This is a genomic window from Mesorhizobium sp. CNPSo 4688, assembly GCF_057784295.1.
Map to the genome: position 1 here is coordinate 112,148 of NZ_JBWLUY010000009.1, position 19,246 is coordinate 131,393.

A 19,246-nucleotide genomic window follows, 5' to 3' on the forward strand; every position below is an offset into this window, starting at 1 on the left:
TCTAGGCCGCCGATGACGGACGGTGTGGTGCAGCCGCTGTCTCTACGCCCTGCAATCGCCGGTCCTGCCATGCAATTCCGCATCAGAAGGCCTTCGGACAGCTGAACGCGGAGAGCGCCGGCAGCGTGAATGGGTTGCCGTCCTCCCCGGTCTTGATCGTGTAGGCGACATCGCGCCCGCCGATGACGAAATGCGCTTCGAGACTGTCGCCATTGGCGGTGACCTGTCCCTTGTCCAGCAATCGTTTCAACGCCCAGGGGCCGTCGAACTTGATTGCGGATTCGCGTCCCGGCAGCTCTGGCGTCAGGCTGAGACTGGCTGAGCCGGTCTTGCCCGGCCACGGGATCAGGCCCGGCGTGTTGCCGGCCTGGGTGGCTTGCAGCACCTGGCCATCGATATTGAGCAGCGCCATGTCGGCATCGCCATGCAGCGAGAGCGGCGTGAAGGTGATGTTGATCGACGGCACCGGCCCACCAAGCGGAAAGAAAGCCGCGCGGATTTGTGCCGCAAGCTGGAAATTCTTCAGCGTCGATTTCGCCAGATTGCGGCCGAACTTGGTGTCTTGTTTCCAGTCCCAGTCCTGGCCGCTCATGTCGACCAGCGACGCCAGGTTCTGCGCGAAGAACCGGTCGAGAACCCCGCCCGGAGAAAACAGCCTGGCAAAATCCGCCATCGCGACATCGTCGGTGCCGGCAGGGGCGAATGGAAAGCGCCCCGCAATCACCTCTTCGCACGGACGGCCGACGGTCTCTTCCAGCATTTCGTTGAGATGCGTGGTCGATGTTTCGGCGACAGTGCCCTCGAAATCATCCGCCGCCGCACTCACCATCCTGGCCAGCGCCTTCGGCAGCCGCGAGGCGTTGGCGCGCAGCGTTGATATCTGAAGCTGCAGATTGGCGTTGGCCTGGTCCGTCTGCGCGGGGACATCAGCCGCCAGCCGCACGCTTTGGTAGATTTCGCGGAAATTCTGGGTCAAGGCATCGAGCGGCCGCTGGCCGGGTGCGCCGGCCACCAAAGCCTGAACGGACCGGAACTGGGCTTCGATGTTGGCGCCCGGATCCTGGCTCTGCGTGCTGACAAAGGCGGTCCCGGCCCGGCTTTGCGATTTGCGCGCCGCGAGCTGGATGCCGATGCGGGCGAGGCCCTTGGTGCGGGCGGCGGCTTCCTGATCACTGTCTTGAGACGCAGCCGGATTGCGCTCCTGCGTCAAAGCCGTTTCGCTCGCGATCGCCTCGAACAGCTGCATCAGCGGCGAACTCGGCGAGCCGGCTGCGGACAGCGCCAGATATTGCGGTTTGTCGGCGGCCATCGCCTTGAACTTCAACCTGTCGAGGACCTCGTTCCACGCCGCCGCAAAACCCTTGCCATAGCGATCGAGAAGCTCGGGGCCGAGCTTGAGTAACTCCTGGTCGAAGCCGCCTTGCTCTCCGCTGCTGCCGATCACCCATTGATCGTCGACCAGCGCCTGCGCCACCTTGGCGAGCTGCGCCAGATAGAAATCGAAGCCGGCATGGGTGTAGAGACCGGGGACGCGAAGCGAGGCCAGGTCGTTGGCGTCATTGCGCTCGAACAGTACCGGCGCTTCTGGGCCGGCCTGCTGCGACACCGAAAAATCGTCCAGCGCCGCCGCATAGGTGGCCGACTGGATGAGCGCGGTGGCGCGGTCGGCGAGCGTCATACGGCCGAGCGAGCGCTGAGCGGATTCGACCAGCGAACGGTTGAGTTCGAAGGTGGGGTCCTGGTCGTCATCAAGCGCCAGCATGGCGCGCAGATGCTTCTCCAATTGCGCCCGCCCGTCGCGATTGTGGGCGCCGGGGTAGCGGTTCTGCTCCCAGTCGCGCTTCAGCCAGGTGACGACCAGTTCGTCATCGACTTTCGGCGCCTTGCCGCCAAGCATCAGGTAGATTTTCAACGGCTCATACAGCGCCATCGGATCGGCCATTTTGGCCTCGATCGTGCGTTCGAGCTGGAACAGCAGGCGCGAGCGGAACATCCGCTCCAGCCCCTGCCTGTAGGCGGTCTCGGAGGCGGACAGGATACGCTCACGCTGGCTGAGGCCGAACGTCGCCTCGGCCGGCGTCGGCTGGTCTTTTGCGTCATAGCCGGCCGGCAGGCTGCGCAGCGCATCGAGCGCGCCGATGACGGTTTCGAGGTCCGCATCCGACACCGTTGTGTTCGCAAGCAGCGGGGCGGCTGTCTGGCGATATTGGCCGGCCGCCTGGCTGGTGGCGGCGACCAGCGATTTGTTTGTCGTGAAGCTCAGGCCGAGAACGCCAAGCCCGGCGATCGCTGTGGCCGCGATTGCCGTCAGGCCGGCATAGCGGGCGATCGTAGCCCGCCTGTCGGCTGCCTTGTCATAGGACACCCAGCCGGACTCCGCGAAAATCACGCGGCTCAGCAGATCGTGCAGGAAGAAGCTTTTGCCGGTGCCGGAAAGATGCGCCTGGGCGTTCTTGCCGAAACTGCGGCCGATGCTGCCGAGCAGTTGGTCGATCGGTGTGCCTTCCTGGGTGCCGGAGGAAAAATAGAGACCGCGCAAGGGCGCGTTCAGCTGCTTGCGCGTCGGCTCGAAGACGCCGTCGAGGAAATGCATGATCCGACCTTTCAACGCGCCGAGCTGCGCTGCAAAGCCGAAAATGGCGATACGGGCGACGGGATCGGTCTCCGCCTGCAGCCGCTCGCTCATCTCCTCGCTCAGGCGCTTCACCAGCGCGTCGAATTCGGCCGCCGCCTCGCCAACCATGTTCAGGCCGCGCTCCGCGGTCTGGAAGGTTGCGCCCCATACTTGGCGCCGGCGTGCTTCGTCGAAACCGCCGAAAGTCTCCATGAATCCGGAGACCAGGTCGGCTTTGGTGAACAGCACATAGACCGGAAAGCGGACCTTCAGGACCGCGTGGATTTCCTGCAATCGGCTGCGGATCTCGGCGACACGGGCGGCCTGCTCACCGTCCGCCATCAGATCGGCAAGGCTGATCGCCAGGATGACGCCATTGATCGGCTGCCGAGTCCGATACCGCTTGAGCAGCGACAGGAACGCGAGCCAGCTTTTGGCGTCGGTCCGCGCGTTGGAGTCCTGCGTCGTGTAGCGCCCGGCCGTGTCGATCAGCACCGCCTCGTCGGTGAACCACCAGTCGCAATTGCGCGTACCGCCGACGCCTGCCACAGGCTGCGCCTGACCCGACCCGGCAAGCGGAAAGTTCAGCCCGGAATTGACCAATGCGGTGGTCTTGCCGGCGCCCGGCGGGCCGATGACGATGTACCAGGGGACGTCGTAGAGGAAGTTGCGCTTGCCGCTCGACTGTCTGAGCGTCGCAACCGCCTCGCTCATGCGGGCTTCCAGCACCTTTGCATCGCTGCCGTCATCCTCGGCGGCGGCCATGGCGGCTTCCAGCGCCTTCTGTGCCTTGCGCCTTTGCCAGAGCCGGATCGCGTAGATGATCGCCACCGTACCGACGACGGCGCCAATGACCACCGCCCGCAGCCAGACCGGGTCCAGCGGCCGGGCGCCGGCAAAGCGGATCAACGGGCCCGCGAACCAGACTGCGGCGGCAAAGCCGGCCAGCGCGAGCGTGCTGAAGATGCGCACCAGCCAGCCGGTCACAACGTCTCCTCCCGCGGGATCATCACGTCGACACGGCGGTTTTTGGCGCGGCCTTCCGGTGTTGCATTGTCGGCGATGGGCTCGTCCTCGCCCTTGCCCTCGACCTTTGTCCGCGACGGATCGCTGAAATGCGCGGCGATCATCTTTTCGACCGATTGGGCGCGGGCGACGGAGAGGTCGAAATTCGACTTGAAGGCGCTGGTCTTCTTCGGTTTGACGTTGTCGGTGTGGCCGACGATCCGGATCGGCCCGCGCTCGGCATCGAGCGCCGCCGCGATGCTGATCGCCACCGGCTCGAACTCGGCTTTGACTTCGGCTCGTCCGGACTGGAACAGCAGAGCGTTGCTGATTTCCACGACGATGAAATCGCCCTTGGTGCCGACGCTGACGCCGCCGGCTTCGATCTCCTTGCCCAGCGCGGCGCGGATGCGGTCGACCTGCGCAATCGCCGTTGGTGCTGCGACGACTTTCACCTCCTCGGTCAGCGGCACGAAGCCGGTGCGCTCGATGGTGACCGGCGTCGCCGGATTGAGCGCCAGCAATTCGCCGGCGACGGCCTCGCCGTCATTGGTGATGAGAACCCGCAGCGTGAAAAAGGCTGCCGTCAAAACGGCGGCCGTCGCGGCGGCGATGGTCCAGAGCGGAATTCGCCTGGAGCCTTGTGCTGACGTCAGCGACAGGCCTTGCCAGCGCGGCGAGATGTCGTCGTCACCGGGGACGCGGAAGTAGGCCAGCGTCTCGTAGACGTCGCGGCGGACACGCTCCAGGCCTTCGCGCGGCTGGCCGCGATACTGGCCTTCGAAGCCAAGCGACAGGCAGACATGCATCAGTTCGATCAGATTGCGGTGCGGTTCCGGCGTCGCCAGCACTGTGTTGAGCGCCTGGAAGAAACCGGCGCCGGTCGGTTTGACCTGGAAGAAGCGCTGCAGCATGGCGTACTGCGCCCACGCATCCCGGCCGGAGCCGGGCAGGTTGGCGATGATATCGTCGGCGGTTTCGCAAAGCACATAGCTGGCGATGCGCGCATCCTCTTCGGAGGTTTCGGTCCTGGCGATCTTGCGGTCGAACTCCTCGATCAGGCCGGCGACATGCTCCGCCAGCGGCTCAGCCTGTCTTTCGACGGCCACCAGCCGCAGGTGCCCAAGCAGCATCAGCAAGGGCGCCGCGGCAGCAACGATCGGGTTGGCCGTTCCATAGTCGACACCGTCGCTGGCGCCGAGCAGCGTATCCCACGGCGTTTTCTCTGCCGTCTCGGCCGAACCGTGAAACGACGGATCGGCGGGCACTGCGGCGAAAGGCGCGCCTTGATAGATCACCGTCCCCGTGAGGTCGGCCTGCGGTGGCGGCTGGCGGCCGGCGTTGGGATCGAAAACCGTCGATTCCGGGATGCTGGCAGGGGCGATCACGGTGCTGTTGGGCGCCGGCGCATCGCGGGCGAGGACCGTCTTTTGCTTGCGGCTGGGGTTGGGGCGGCTGGGCCGGATGACGGTCTTGCCGGCCGGATCGAAAGGATCGTCCTTCGAGCTCATCGCCGATCGTGCCCCGACGCGCGCACGGCCGCGCGACGCGCAGCGCCATGTCCGCGCGAACGCGGACCGCAGGACGCTATCTCGCCGTGACGTGACATGTGCCGCAGACCCCCGAGGTCGACCAACCGTACCCGCGTGCTCAATTGTCGTATGTGATCGTAGTCTCAGAAGGTTCCGATTGAAACCCGGCGCAATTTTGGTCGCCAGCTGCCGGACCGGCTTCGTGGCAGGCGAGGTCAGCTCTTGCCTGGCGGTTTCTGTTTGGCGGCCTTGGCATAGGCTTCGCTGAAATAGGTGAGGAATATGTCCAGCAGGCCGTTTTCGTGCGCCTCCTCCTTGGCTCGCCAGGTCGCGACCAGCGCGTCCCAGGCGCGCGTCTTCCTCGAGGCAAAGGAAGACGGCGGCAGTTTTTTGGCGATCGCCTCGGGCGACAAATCGTCGAGCAGCCGCGCCAGGGCCGCCTGCATGGCGGCGAAAGTGGCGAACTCATGCGCCTTGAGGTCGTGGAAAGCGTCTTCGATACTGTGCCTGGCGTCGAGATAGCCGGCCCTGCGCCGCGCAAACATGATGTCGAGGATTTCGTCGGTCCCGGGCACGAACTTCAGCGGATTGTTGTCGGCGGCATTGATCATGGTTCTATCGCTGGTCTTGGCCAGGACTTTCGCTGCGGCGCGCGCTTTCAGCAGCAGCACCAGTTCGTCGACGACGATCCGCAATACGGCGCCGATCTCGCCGGCCACCTCATTCGGCTGGCGCAGCAGAAGCACTTCCGGCGGGATTCCGGCACCGGCGGCAATCGCGCGCAGGATCTCGTCGGCTTGCTGTGGCCGGCTGGAGACCGAAGCCGGTGGCGCGGTCGGTGACCGTGGCGCAGCGACATGGTCCGGGAAGGATCCGGCCACGGGCATCTGCCGTTGCGTCGAGCCATGGCCACCGAAGGCTGCGTTCGCGTCATCGATCGAAACCGAGACGATATAGCGCCCGATCCGGAGCCGGTCGCCTTGCGCAAGCCGGTGCGGGCCGGTCAGGCGCTGGCTCGAGCCGTTGACGAAGGTGCCGTTGCGCGAGACGTCGTAGAGAAAGAAAGCGCCGCCTTCATAGCGGACTTCGCAGTGCCGGCCGGAGATGAATTTGTCCGGATCGGGCAAGGTCCAGGCGCAGTGCTCGCGCCCGATCTCGAACCCGCGGTCGCGCGATGCGTAACCGGGCGGCAGCCCGGCAGGCAGGACATCGACATTGCTGATCTGCAGCCTGATGAACATGCAATATGGCCTGTCGACCGCTGGCCTTCCCATTGATCCGATGCGCCATAGTCTAGCAGCTTGCGGGCACAGCGGGAGAGCGGCGTTTCACACTGGCGAAAGCGGCGCAAACAGGGACCTGCCAGCCGCTCGCTCTCTTTGGTCTGCCACGGAACATGTGGTAGGCTCAACATGACCCTGGGTGGCAAATTCAGTCCTGAACGTGAGGTCGTTAACACAAGAAGGGCTGCGAACCTGCCACACTAGCGTCCAGGAGGGGCACGACCCATGCCGAGTGAACAACGCGCCGCACTTGTGCAGACGCCGGTCGGCGCCGAGCTGTTGACCTTCACGCATCTCGTCGGCCGCGACGAGATCAGCCGCTGCCTTGCCTACACCGTGGGATTTGTCAGCACCAATGCGGATATCGATCCGCTGAAGATGCTGGGCGGCGTCGTTTCGATCGAAGGCGAGTCCGATCCCAAGCGCTGGTTCAGCGGCCTTATCGCCGAGTTTCGTCTCACCCGCATCGAGGATCGGATGGCCTATTACGAAGCGGTCGTCAGGCCGTGGCTGTGGTTCCTCGGCAATACTACCGACTGCCGCATTTTCCAGGACAAGACCGCCGTCGAGATCGTCGAGGAGATTTTCTCCAAATATGGCGGCATCGCCAAGTTCGAAAAGCGGCTGCAGGGGTCCTATCCACCGCGCGAATATTGCGTGCAATATGACGAGAGCGACCTCGATTTCGTCCAGCGGCTGCTCGAGCACGAAGGCATCATGTATTTCTTCGAGCATGCCGAGGGCGAGCACAAACTGATCCTGGCTGACGCCATGAGCAAGCTGAAGCCTGCGCCTGGCTATGAGACGGTGCTCTATCAGTTCGAAGGACAAGGCTCGCGCCGCGACGTCGAATACATCACCGAGTGGATTCCAGGCAGCGCGGTGCGCCCGGGCGCCTATGCCCACACCGACTACGATTTCGAGAAGCCCGCCGCCGACCTGATGGCGAAATCGGCGCAGCCCTTCGGCCACAAACAGGCGGCCGGCGAGAACTATCGCCACCCCGGCGCGCATCTGGAAGTCGGCCGCGGCGACAGCCTGGCGGCGATCAGGCGCGAGGAGATCCAGGCGCCGCATATGCGCATTGCCGCCGTCGGCACCGTGCGCGGCCTGTTCTCCGGCTGCACCTTCAAGCTCGACGGCTTTCCGCGCGACGACCAGAACAAGGAATATCTGGTCGTCAGCGCCGAATACCGGCTGTTCGATCCGGGTTATCGCGCCGGCGTCGACACCGATGGCGAGAATTTCAAGGTGGTGCTCGGCGTGGCGCCGACCTCGGTGCCTTATAGGCCGCCGCGGATCACGGCGCGGCCGATCATGCGCGGACCGCAGACGGCGACGGTGGTCGGTCCGTCCGGCGAGGAGATCTTCACCGACAAATATGCCCGGGTGAAGGTGCAGTTCCACTGGGATCGTCTCGGCAAGAAGGACCAGAAGAGCTCCTGCTTCGTGCGGGTGTCGCAGACCTGGGCCGGCAGCGGCTGGGGCTTCATCCAGATCCCGCGTATCGGCCAGGAAGTGATCGTCGATTTCATCGAAGGCAATCCGGACCTGCCGATCATCACCGGCCGGGTCTACAACGCCTCGCAGATGCCGCCCTACGGCCTGCCCGGCAACGCCACGCAGTCGGGCTGGAAATCCAACTCATCGAAGGGCGGTGGCGGCTACAACGAACTGATGTTCGAGGACAAGGCCGGCTCCGAACTGGTCAATTTCCAGGCGCAGAAGGACCATCACCTTCTGATCAAGCACGATCGCAACAAGACGGTCCAGCACGACCAGTCCGACCGCATCGACCACGACGCCAAGCACTCCGTCGGCCACAACCTCGACGAGGACGTCGGCAACAACAAGACGGTCAAGGTCGGCGTCGACCAGACGACCGATATCGGCAACAACGACACCGAGACGGTGGGCGTCAATCGCTCGCTGACGGTGGGGTCGAACGAGACGATCAGCATTGGGTCGAATTCCACCGAAACCATAGGCGCGAACCACACACAGACCGTGGCGATCGTCCAGACGATCACGGTGGGAGCGGCGCGCATCGACAGTGTCGGCGCGGCGGAGCAGCGTAGCGTTGGCGGCCCTCAAATGAACGATATTGGCGCCACGCGATCAATGACTGTTGGCGCGGGGCAAAGCCACACGATTGGTGCAAGTGACACCTGGCAGATTTCTGCAGATCAGACCGTGCAGACGGGTGCGGACCAGGTATTCAAGATAGGCGGCGCTCACAGCACCGAAATTGCCAAGGAGCGCGGCGCAAAAGTCGGCGAAGACGACTCGACAGAGATCGGAGGTGCCCGTAGCACGAAGGTTGCGAAGAAGGATATGCTCGATATCGGCGAAGACGGTCTCATCAAGGTCGCCAAGGGCATGACCATCACAGCCGGCGAGCAGATCATCTTCAATTGTGGATCGTCGTCCATCACACTCAAGAAAGACGGGGAAATCACTATCAGTGGAAAGGACATTATCGTGAAGGCGTCTGGCAAAGTGAACGTCAAGGCTTCCAGCGACATCACGATGAAAGGCTCCGAGATCAAGCAGAACTGAGGCCAGCTATGACAACGGTCGTTGATCGAATTGAAGGCGTGGTGATCGGCGTATTCCTCGGCTTTGGAGACGACGCACCACTCGTCGTATTTCCCGGAAATCCCAACGACACGGCGATCCCCGCACGCACGCTGACGGATCTTTCCGCCGGTATGATCGGAACCGAGGTTGCATTGCTGTTTCAGGATGGAGATCCGTTACGGCCATTGATTGTCGGCCGCATCGTCGAACCGAGCCGAGGCGACAGCGCGGTGCATATCGTCAGGGACGGAGAGACGGTGAAGGTAGTCGGCAAGGAACGGATCGAGTTACGATGCGGCAAGGCGGCCATAATCATGGAGAAGGATGGTCACATCACAATCCGGGGCACGTATGTAACAAGCCACGCCAGTGTCACGAATAATATTCGAGGCGGGTCGGTGAATCTCAATTGAGCAAGTTTGTTCTGGAAAAAATTGTCCGGCAGCACGCGGAAATGGCAGCGTTTCTCTGGTCTGTCTATGACCGCCACCTCCTGCATCCTGAAGAAAACGCTGAACTGGACGAGGTCAGGATTGCCCGGCTGGTCGAGCGTCTTGAGGCTCATCTCGACGGTCTGCGGGTCGCGCGCGAAGCCGGCCTCAGGATCGCAAAGGAGCGATATGACGAGTTCCCTGAACAGGGTGAGCTTTTCGTGCTCAGAATGCTATCGGCGGCCGAGCCGCCACGAATCCTCGATCTCGACATTGATAAGGTGCGGACTTACCTGGCTTCCGCTCCGCGCTCGTGACCTTGCCCGCGTCTGTCGCGGCTAAAACGCCGACAAGTCCATTTAGATATCTGCGATCAGAGGTATATTTATCCACCGACCGCTCTCGAATTTGTCGACGCCGCGACCATACTGCTTCCACAGCTGATTTCCGTCACAGGTCAACCTGATCGCCGGCGTTGAGTCAAAAACCGACAAGATCGTACCGTTCAGTTCGAGTATTTCCTCGCCTGCCGCAATCAAGACCTTGTTGTCCCAGCGAACTGAATTCATGAGGGTCTCGGTGCGTCCGTCCACGTTGAGTTGGGTTAGCTGGTCGGCGTTGCCTATCAAAGCCGTGGCATTCCACCCTGTCACCAGCATGGTATCTTTGGACAGCGCGAACACCGATGTCAGACTGGCGTTTGTCGGTACGTCTATTTGCTGAAAAGCGCCGTTCACGACATAGGCCAGGAAGCCGTTGTCGCCGGTCGCCATCATCTTTCCACTGCCGTCGAGTGCAAGGTCGAACAGGTATGTGTCATCATCGTTGGGAGTAACTTCGACCCAGGCCGGGTCTTGCCACAGGCAGATGACGCCTTCTGAAGTCAGGCCACACAGTTTGCCGGCGACCACACGCAACGCGTTTATTCGTGGGACGGGATCGCCAACGTCCGGCAGATCCGTCCATTGGCCGTCGCGCAATCGATAGAGGCCCGAATAGCCGTCCACTGCGAATAGAGAATCCGCCACACAAGCGATCCCGGTCACTTCGATGCCAAAGTCCCGGATGAGCGTGGCTACGTTGTTACGAACCTCGAACAAGAGCGTTCGATCCGCGTCTACCGGCCCGTCGCCGATCGGATGCGCAATCACGTATGCGCCCGCATCGTGCAACGCGACGCAGGTAGGATACAAACCATCAGGCGTGCGATACCTCATAGGTCTAACTCCTTGCGGTGCTCCGCTCTACGACGGGACGGCACTGATGTTGGCGTTACCGCCGTTACCCGTAGCGAAGGATGTCGCGGTCGGAGCGCTGGTCTCAGGCCCGCCAACCTCCGTGCTTTCCGTGCAACCCATTTGTTTCTTGTAGTAGGAATCGAGCACGATCTTGATGCATTCGGCCTGTGCGTCCGTCAAATTGGCCGCCTTCTTCACGGACTTGACGCCGGCAGCTCTCGCCTGACTGTACTTCCATTTCCCTCCCTTGGCCTTGACATTCGCTTTCTTTGCCTCCGCCCGCGTAACGTCATGTGCGACCTTGTGCTGCTCACCATGATCCATGTTGTCTTTCAGACAGATACAGGGTGCATCGTCTTCATTGTAGTTTCGGCCTGGATGGGGGCTTCCGGCCTGGAAGATATTCTTAAGTTTTTTCCAGACGCGGGCCGCCATCTTTTTTGCCGACTTAAAGGATTTCTTGGTTGAGGCGCGCGCCCCTGCTCGTACGAAAGCACAATTGTCTATAATATGGTGCGGTTCATAGCCTTTGGCACACTTGTTCGGCTTGTACATAAATAGATAATCTTCGTACAATTTCTGACAAGTCGGAGTCCATCCGGGGTTTAGCTTGCATACATGCAGCCAAGGTGGTGTGTTGGCTATCGTCGATCCGTGGTTGTTCGTTGCAAGATCGGTAAATCTTATTACGGGTTCGCCATCTGCTTTCACATTTGGCGACCACGAATTGAAGTATTCTTTGCCGGTATTATTGGAAGTTATTACGCCCTTTTTGGCAGCGGATCCGGCTTCTGTTCCAGATGTTTTAGTTAGGTCGGACTTGTTCTTTATGTTTATCGTCTTACCGCCGATTTTCACGGTCCCGGTACCATCCTCCGTATCGGAAGCAAATCCAAAACTGGGATATGGGATCGGAACCCCGGGTGGTGTCGCCGGATTTTCCGGCGGGGTGAAGCAGACGTCGGGGAACGCCGCGATTGTTTTGGCGTCAACCGCCTTGCCGGAAATCTCCAGTCCGTTTGCAAAGACGTTGGACATTAGTTCAGCCTCGACGCCACGACGGCGGCGCCACAGGCCCCTTCGTCGTTCGAAGCCTCGATGAGCACCGGATTGCCGGCGGCATATCCCTTCTTTGCCGCAGTGAAGGCCATTCCGATCATCGTGGGTACAACGGCGGCTCCGACATTTCCCATCGACTCGCCCGGGGACCAGAGGTCCTGAAATTCGATATGGCCCCTCGTCAGGCGAAGTGACGCAAGAGCCGTTTGCTTGAACCAATATTGCTCGCCGATCAGATCCGATATTCGATAGCCAATTCCGATCATGTCGAAGCGTGATTCCTGCAGCGCTACGCCATATGCAGCAGTCATACCGTCGCCACGGAGTGGGAGATCCTCCTTGTTGTAAATGGCTGCGGGTTCGCGTGACAGGCCAAGCCCAAGTAACGTCAGCAGGCCCTTTCCAGGCTTGGTGCATAGAACGGCCGCGGCGGCCTCTCCGGGGATGAAGCCGTTTGGATTGAATTTGGTCATCAGCCGGCTCTGATTGAGATAGTGTCGGACCGTTCGCGAAGTGAGGTAACTGTCGACGCCCACGATCACGACGTTGGGCACTTGTCCTGAAGAGATCAGGCGACGAGCCTGCTCAAGCGCCACATGGCCCGAAGGTCGGCCGTAGCTGATAACGCGCGACTTTACGTGCGGAGCTATCTCAACGATCTCGGCGATTCTTGTCAAAAGCCTCGACGCGTCTCTAACCGGTTTTCCCAGGCGGCTGTCTTCGGCCAAACATAGAATGAGGGCAGTTTGCTCACCAGCCGTATGCCCTTCGGCCAATGCTTCGGAGATTGCGCCGGCTGCCAGGTGCGCGATCCTTCGTTCACCGATCCAGTCTCGGGGTAGCGGTATTGGTGCTCCGATCAGAGGTTCGCCGCGTGCTCCCGTGAAACGTGTCTCTTGAAAGCCGTCCAGCCGTGCACGCATCGCGGCGCAAGAAGCGGGGGCATCGAGCCCCACAGGCGTCACCATGCCAACCGAGGCGATGTCGATCGTCCCGTTCAAGCGGCGTCCTCCTCATCGTCGTCCGGCGCTGCGCCATTTGCCCGAATGAAGATGCGACCAGTCTCGTGGGCATGAATCATCGATTCCGTTGGGGCGCCGACCCAGCACTCTGTGAAGTCGAGCACCGTTCGCTCGATTCGATGAGACAAACGCCAGACCATCGAAAAGCGTCGTGCCTCGAGATCGAACAGTATGGTGTCGGGACTCACGTCCCCTTCGAAGGCAGTTAGCCTGCCTTTGAAGAGCCTCATCGGCAATGCCGTCTGCGGCAGTCGAAAGCTCTCGCGTCCATTGGATGTCAGGTTCACCAACTGCACGTCCTCGCCACCTTTCGGCGCGTCGATCTGCTGGTCGGGCGGCGCCATCTGGAAGTAGCGTTCGTCGAAATCCTGCGGCAGGAAAGGGAAGACGTTGTCGATCCAGTTCTGGTCGTAAGTGCCGCCATATTCGATGCGGCTGGGCCAGCCGCGCCCCATCGGACCAAAGCTCATCGGTTTGTAGTCGCCGAACGGTGATCGGATATCCTCGCCGACAGCTTGCGTGTTCGGCAACCGCAGGCCGGGAATGAGACGCTGGTTCTTGGCACGCGACCAGCCGGTTCCGACCGGGTTGTATCTGTAGCTGGCGGGAAGCTTGTCCTCCGGATCGAGCCTGTCGACACCACCCCAGGCGACGTCATAGGAGATCGGCAGTTTCAGGAAGGGCTGCGGCGACGTAGTAGTAAAGAGCGGACCGATGGAGCGCCATTCGCGGTGGCCGACGACCTCGAAAAGTTTTGACCAATTCCCGACTTTGATACCGACCGGCACGCGCTCGGTTGGTCTGCCGTTTGGTGCATAGGCACAGCCATTGGCGACCACATCGCAACGCGGCTTGCGGAAGGCGAAATCGGTTTCCCATAGCGTGGCTGAGTAGCCTGGCTCGCCAGTCTGGGTATCGGCAAAGACGAGCGGCGCCTGCTCCGCGGATTTGCGTACCGGTTCGCCCGGCATCTCGGGAAAATCGAACGTGCCTTTCACCACTACGACGATCCATTCGTGGCCGGCCTTGTCCATGCCCATGGTGAATTCGTGCGGATAACCCATCTGGTTCCAGATCTGCATCAGTTGGTCTCCCAACTGCCGGCGAGGATCGTCTCCAGCGTCGCTTGTGGCGAGTGCGGATCGATGTCGAAAATGTCGGAATGACGGGTCCAGATCACCATGTCGGCGATCAGCTCCTCGCTCGGCTCCACGGATGGCACAGACAGTTCGCCGAGCGCTGCGTGCAGTTCGTCGGGCGTCAGGTCACCCTGCTGGGCGGCGGTGGCGGCCTCCTCGATTCCGGTAAACCATGCCTCGGCATGCGTCAGCGCGACAGGCGCTTCGGGTAACAGGGCAACGACGCTCAAGGGGAATTTCCGGCCAACCTTGTCGGCGCTTTGCAGGATGATGCCTGCCGATGCGCCGAAGGAATTCGGGCCGGCGAGAAACCGCAACGCCGTTCCAGTGGCCCAGATGTCCTGGCCAAACAGCGGCACCAGATGCTGCGCCAGCCAGCGGTCCCAGGCGCGCACGAACTCGCCCGTCAGCCGCCGGGTCACGAAATCGCCGGTGGCAGGCATTTTGCCGTAGAAGCCGGGCAGGATCATATCTGCGGCGGACATGAGAATTTCTTGAACATCTGGAGGTTGTAGGGATTTTCGACGCTTGCCGCCTTGAGCTTGAAGTCGGCGTACATGCCTTTCGTTCCCAGCCGCAGGCTGTAGACATCGGACAGCGAGGTGCCGGTGAAGCGGCCGCCGCGCAGCATCCTCAGCCATGCCCAGCTGCCGGTCTCGTTGAGCATGATCTCGGGCGAGCCGTCGATCGGCTGGAAGGCGAGCGAGATGACACCGGTGCCGTCCTTGCCGGGCCAGGTCATTGGCTGCGGCCGTGTCGCATTGTTGAAGTAGACCAGGTTCTGGCCGTCGAGATTGAGGGTGACGCGGGTGACGTTGGGCGACAGGTCCGTCGGCTCAAGCGTGAACGCCATCACCGGGCCCTGGCCGCCGGGAAAGAGATCGTCGCGGATCCGTCTGGCCTGTTCGAAAGCGGCAAGCGCGGACGGGTCGAGGCCGAAATCGGCGCGCCATTTCCACGGTTGTGCCGAGGTGTCGACATAGCTGATCAGATGGTCGTTGATGAAGCCGTCGATCATCCCCGCCGGTCCGAACAGGCGGGCGAAGTCGCGCACGTTGACGTCGACCGCGCTGTCGGGGCTGAACGGATAGCGGTCGTTGAGCGCCGCCTGGCAGAAGGGCAGGATGTCGGCGCGCCAGATGGCGTTGAGCTCCGAAGCCACGGCCTTCTGCGTCAGCCCGCTGGTGTCGCCGGCAATGCCGCTCAGCCAGGTGTTGACCGGGTCGGGCAGGATCTGCGCCTGCCTGGCGACGGCGCCGGTCAGCTCGGCAAGGCCGCCCTGTTTCTTGATCGCATCCTGCGGGTCGGGATTGGCGGTGACCGTCTGCAGCACATTGGACAGCGCCGTCAGCGCCACCACCGCGGCATCGAGCGCCGGCGGCTGGCCATCGACCTCGGCAATCGTGCTCTTGAGCGGCTTGAAGTGTTCGGCCACCAGCGTGCCGGTCAGGTCGACCTCGCTGGCCGAGCCGACGCGCGGCAACAGCTTGGCGCCGGTCTTGACGATCTTGCCCAGCTTGCCGAGTTTGCCCAGCAGTTTGGAGCCGCCCTTCGTCGCCGCCTTGTCGTCGGTCGCCGGCGCCTCGTCGGAGCGGGTGAGATCGACCTCCTGGACGACCGCCGTCAACAGCCGCTTCAGCGCGGAATCGGCGCTGGAAAGGTCCTTCAGATTCTCGCTGGCAATGTTGAGATCGCTGAGCGGCGCCAGCCGCATGTCACGCAGGAAACTGTCCCACTGCGCGATGTAGTCGTCATAGTAGAGCTTCAGAATATCTTCTGACAGCGCCGCCACGGACGTTTCGGAATTCTCCGAACAGCCGCCGGCAAACACCGCGCGGTCGAGTGCCGCCTGGGCGGCGACATCCTCGACCCGGTCGAGGATCGCATCGTGGAAACCGTCATAGGTGAAGGCGCCTGATATGCCGACACGCAGGGTCTTGTCGGAGCGCCGCGAAAACACCTTGGCGCCGTTCGGGCCGGCGAAGTTGGCTGGGATCCATTCCTTCAATCCGGCCACCGCCGGGTCGGCCAGCAATTGCTTGTAGGCGCGCGCTGGCAGCGAGATCGTGCAGACCGTCTTCAACGCTTCGGCGACCAGCGCCTGATCGGGCGCGATGTAGCTGTCGTCGACCGCCATGCGGCGGATCGCGGCCAGCTGATGCTCTTCGGCATCGGCGGTCGGGAAGGGGGCAGCCGGCGCGAATTCGGGCAGGTCGTTCACCCACCAATTCTCAACGAAATCCGAATCCATCTGCGACAGGCCGGTCATCATGCGGTAGGTCTTGAGCGCGCCCAGCATGAAATCCGGATCGCGGATCTGCCGCCACATCGTCGCTTCCAGCAGCGCCACCATGCGGGGCTCCAGCACGTTGCGCAAAGCATGGTCGTAGGTGTCGGTCTGCGCCCGCATCAGTTCGGCGGAAGCCGATGGCCCGAGCAGATCCTGCGCCTTGTCGGGGGGCGCAGTCCTGGCACTGGCGACCTCGTCCATGGCGTTGAGGGCAACGTCCATCGCCGGCTGCTGCACCGAGGCGGGCGTCGCGGCGGTCGAGGTCAGCGGCGCCTGCAATGCCTCGAACTGGCCGGCCTGCGCGGCGATCGCATTGCGGTTGTCATAGTAGGACCAGGTGAACAGCGAGCCGGCCAGGATGGCGGCGGCCGCGCAGGCGGCGGCGGCGCCGCGCCAGATCCAGCTGCGGCGGCGCTGTGCCAGCGGATCGAACGTGCCGAGCCCGGCCTCCTTGAAGATCACTTCGGTCAGAAGGTTCTTCAGGAAGAAGCTGCGCTTTTCAAAGCGCTGAGCCGGCATCGAGCGTCGCGCCGGCAGGCCGAAGGAAGAGGCGAGTGCGGCGGTCAGCCGGTCGATCGGTGCGCCTTCCTGGGTCGCCGAGGTCAGATAGAGGCCGCGCAGCCACGCTGCTTCCTCGTAGCGGCTCTCGCCGAACATCGCCTCGACCAGCACCTGGATTGGCTCGGACAGGCTTTGCAGCTGCGCCGGGAAGCGGAAGATCTCGGCGCGTTCGGCGAGCTTGTCCTCGTCTTCCAGCCTCGGCACCAGCCGCTTTTCAAGCTCCCTGGACAGCGTCGAGATTTCGCCCGCGATGGTCTTGGCGTCGACGCGTGCGTCGAGCGGGAAGGTCGTGCCCCAGACCTGTTCGCGCGCCTGCGTCGACAGGCCGCCGAAGAAGGCCTCGAAGCCTCTGATCAGATCGGCCTTGGTCAGCATCAGATAGACCGGCAAGCGGATTTCCAGCCGCTCTTCCAATTCGGCCAGTCGCCGGCGGATCTTGCGGCCATGCGCCTTGACGGCTTCGTCGCCTTCCGACAGCGCATCGATGCCGAGCGCGACGATGACGCCGTTCAGCGCACGGCGGCCGCGGTGCTTCTTCAACAGGTCGAGGAAGCCCAGCCATTCGGCGGCGTCGACATCGGGCTGGCTTTCCTGCTGGACATAGCGGCCGGCCGTGTCGATCATCACCGCGTTTTCGGAGAAGAACCAGTCGCAGTTGCGGGTGCCGCCAATGCCTTGCAGATCGTCGGTCAGGTCGATCGGAAAGTTGAGCCCGGACTGGCGCAGCGCCGTCGTCTTGCCGGTCGCTGGCGGGCCGACGATGACATACCACGGCATTTCGCGCAGGAATTTGCGGTTGCCGAGTTTGCGCCGCTTCAGCTCGACCATGACGTCCTGGAATTTGGCGCCGACCGCGGCGACATTCTCCTCGCCGGGGCTGAGCCGCTTTTCCTCGACGGGTGCTGCAATCTCGGCGACGAACATGCGGTTGGCGCGGATCGCCCGGCGCTGCGCGACGATCAGCCAGATCAGCCAGAAGATCATCAGAAGCGCGATGATGACGATGCGCACCGTCTCCGACGCCATCGGCACATAGTCGCCGACCCGCACGATCGGGCCGAATACCCAGATGATCAGCGACAGCAGCGCCAGCCCGATCAGCGTCCACAGGAAACGCGAGGTCAGGACCGCCCAGAGGAAGCGCAGGATGAACATGTCACAGCCTCTTCTCGACCAGCACTTCGACGCGGCGGTTGAGCGCACGGCCTTCCCGCGTGGAGTTGTCGGCCACCGGATCGCTTTCGGCGCGGCCTTCGGAAGATATGCTCTCCTTCGGCACGCCGGCTTGTATCAGAAGCTCGGCTATGGTTTCGGCGCGCGCTTCCGACAGGCGCTGGTTGCTGGCAAGCGGGTTGGATCTTTGCAGGCGCACATTGTCGGTGTGGCCAACGACGGTGATCTTTCCGATCAGGTCCTTATTGTCCAGGATCACCTTGGCGATGGACTCGATCAGGGGCTCATAGCCCTGGGTGAGTGTCGGACGCGACGATTGGAAGAGTTCGGGGCTGGAAGCCTGGATAACCAGCTTGGCCAGCGAGACGCTCTCCGTGCCGCTCAGCGCCCTGCTCGTTTCCGCCGGCGCTGCCTTCTGGAATTCCGGCAGCAGCGCGTAGTCCACGGCAACCGGCAGAGGCGGCGGAGCGTCAGCCTTGGGCGCCGCGCGGGTGACGTCAGCCCGCGTCGGCGGCGGCAGTGCGCGCACCAGGGCCGAAAGCTCGACCGCCTGGCTGCTCAGCCCCATTGACAGGCCAACATGGATGGCGGTCGCGATCACGGCCGCGGCCACCGCCATCACCCAGATCGGCACGATGAAACGCTGCGGTTCGTCGGACGCGATCACGCCCCTCCAGTTGGGCGACAAAGGTGCGCCTTCGGCGTCGCTGTCGCGCAGGAAACGCGCTGCCGCCACGCGCACGGCATTGAGCGAGCGGTCGCCGGAGCGGCCGGGCACGCGGTATTTGCCGCGAAAGCCCAGCGCCATGCAGTGATATTGCAGCTCCAGCATTTCGCGGTCGCGGTTGGGATGGCGCTCGAGGTCTTCGAGTCGGGCGAAGAATTGCGCGCCTGCGTCGACGTCACCGCGCAGCATCACCACCAGCGGCTGGCGCGGCCAGGCGCTGGCGCCGCCCCACGGCGTGTTGAGCGCCAGGTCGTCGAGCAGCGCCGCCACCAGCCACGCCGCCTGGTCGGCGCGCTCGAGCGACGAGCCTTGCGCCATGGTGGCATCGCGGCAGCGCACGAGTTCATCGAGCAGCCTCGTGCGCAGCGCTTCCGGATTTTCCGGCGGCAGCGCATTTTCCAGTTCGGGCGCAAATTCGAGCAGCGGCGAGAAGGCGTTGACGAGTGCATTCGGATGCGCGCGCGACGAGCGCTTCGCGGTGACGCCCGACGCCGGCAGCGGCATGGCGCGCGGCGTCGGCGCTCCGCTCAGACGGATGCGCGTGCGCTCCCGATCCTCGGACAGTCCGAATGGATCGTCCCTGCTCATCATC

At 62.8% G+C, this 19,246-nt stretch carries 13 protein-coding genes; 3 read left to right on the forward strand and 10 right to left on the reverse strand.

The window, feature by feature from the left end; all coding sequences use genetic code 11:
• Positions 1 to 82 precede the first annotated feature (82 nt).
• The 3 genes from tssM (AC04SH_RS18550) to tagH form a co-directional block, all read right to left on the reverse strand.
• Entirely contained in the window at positions 83 to 3,601 is a 3,519-nt protein-coding gene (gene tssM / locus AC04SH_RS18550) for a type VI secretion system membrane subunit TssM (RefSeq protein WP_488576124.1), read from the reverse strand.
• Complete coding sequence (gene tssL, locus AC04SH_RS18555; protein ID WP_488576125.1) at positions 3,598 to 5,130, reverse strand: type VI secretion system protein TssL, long form; 1,533 nt, start codon at positions 5,128 to 5,130, stop codon at positions 3,598 to 3,600. The genes tssM (AC04SH_RS18550) and tssL overlap by 4 nt, the downstream gene beginning before the upstream one ends.
• 236 nt (positions 5,131 to 5,366) lie before the next feature.
• Positions 5,367 to 6,392 (reverse strand): type VI secretion system-associated FHA domain protein TagH, encoded by a 1,026-nt coding sequence (tagH, locus tag AC04SH_RS18560; RefSeq protein ID WP_488576126.1) that lies wholly within the window; start codon positions 6,390 to 6,392, stop codon positions 5,367 to 5,369.
• A 267-nt stretch (positions 6,393 to 6,659) separates the two neighbouring features.
• Here tagH and AC04SH_RS18565 point away from each other — a divergent pair, with 267 nt between their 5' ends.
• From AC04SH_RS18565 to AC04SH_RS18575, 3 genes are read left to right on the forward strand one after another with little or no spacing between them, the layout of a single operon-like run.
• Entirely contained in the window at positions 6,660 to 8,993 is a 2,334-nt protein-coding gene (locus tag AC04SH_RS18565; RefSeq protein WP_488576127.1) for a type VI secretion system Vgr family protein, read from the forward strand.
• Positions 8,994 to 9,001: 8 nt separating this feature from the next.
• On the forward strand, positions 9,002 to 9,427 hold the full coding sequence (locus AC04SH_RS18570) for a DUF6484 domain-containing protein (protein ID WP_488576128.1): 426 nt from the start codon (positions 9,002 to 9,004) through the stop codon (positions 9,425 to 9,427).
• Between the two features lie 41 nt (positions 9,428 to 9,468).
• A complete protein-coding gene (locus AC04SH_RS18575; RefSeq protein ID WP_488576298.1) occupies positions 9,469 to 9,762 on the forward strand; it encodes a hypothetical protein in 294 nt (97 codons plus the stop codon).
• A gap of 42 nt (positions 9,763 to 9,804) precedes the next feature.
• On the opposite strand, the gene AC04SH_RS18580 is transcribed toward AC04SH_RS18575, so the two are convergent.
• The 7 genes from AC04SH_RS18580 to icmH are packed head-to-tail and all read right to left on the reverse strand — an operon-like array spanning position 9,805 to position 19,242.
• Complete coding sequence (locus AC04SH_RS18580; RefSeq protein WP_488576129.1) at positions 9,805 to 10,662, reverse strand: hypothetical protein; 858 nt, start codon at positions 10,660 to 10,662, stop codon at positions 9,805 to 9,807.
• A 27-nt stretch (positions 10,663 to 10,689) separates the two neighbouring features.
• Positions 10,690 to 11,721, reverse strand: a complete 1,032-nt coding sequence (locus tag AC04SH_RS18585) for a PAAR-like domain-containing protein (protein WP_488576130.1) — start codon at positions 11,719 to 11,721, stop codon at positions 10,690 to 10,692.
• Positions 11,721 to 12,743, reverse strand: a complete 1,023-nt coding sequence (locus AC04SH_RS18590; RefSeq protein ID WP_488576131.1) for a 3-oxoacyl-ACP synthase — start codon at positions 12,741 to 12,743, stop codon at positions 11,721 to 11,723. Before AC04SH_RS18590 ends, AC04SH_RS18585 begins: the two co-directional genes overlap by 1 nt.
• Positions 12,740 to 13,846 carry a DUF2169 family type VI secretion system accessory protein gene (locus AC04SH_RS18595; RefSeq protein WP_488576132.1) on the reverse strand — a complete coding sequence of 369 codons (1,107 nt, stop codon included), beginning with the start codon at positions 13,844 to 13,846 and terminating at the stop codon, positions 12,740 to 12,742. The genes AC04SH_RS18590 and AC04SH_RS18595 overlap by 4 nt, the downstream gene beginning before the upstream one ends.
• Positions 13,846 to 14,388 (reverse strand): type VI secretion system-associated protein TagF, encoded by a 543-nt coding sequence (gene tagF, locus AC04SH_RS18600; protein ID WP_488576133.1) that lies wholly within the window; start codon positions 14,386 to 14,388, stop codon positions 13,846 to 13,848. The genes AC04SH_RS18595 and tagF overlap by 1 nt, the downstream gene beginning before the upstream one ends.
• A complete protein-coding gene (tssM, locus tag AC04SH_RS18605; RefSeq protein ID WP_488576134.1) occupies positions 14,370 to 17,909 on the reverse strand; it encodes a type VI secretion system membrane subunit TssM in 3,540 nt (1,179 codons plus the stop codon). Before tssM (AC04SH_RS18605) ends, tagF begins: the two co-directional genes overlap by 19 nt.
• 1 nt (position 17,910) lies before the next feature.
• Entirely contained in the window at positions 17,911 to 19,242 is a 1,332-nt protein-coding gene (gene icmH / locus AC04SH_RS18610) for a type IVB secretion system protein IcmH/DotU (RefSeq protein ID WP_488576135.1), read from the reverse strand.
• Positions 19,243 to 19,246 lie beyond the last annotated feature (4 nt).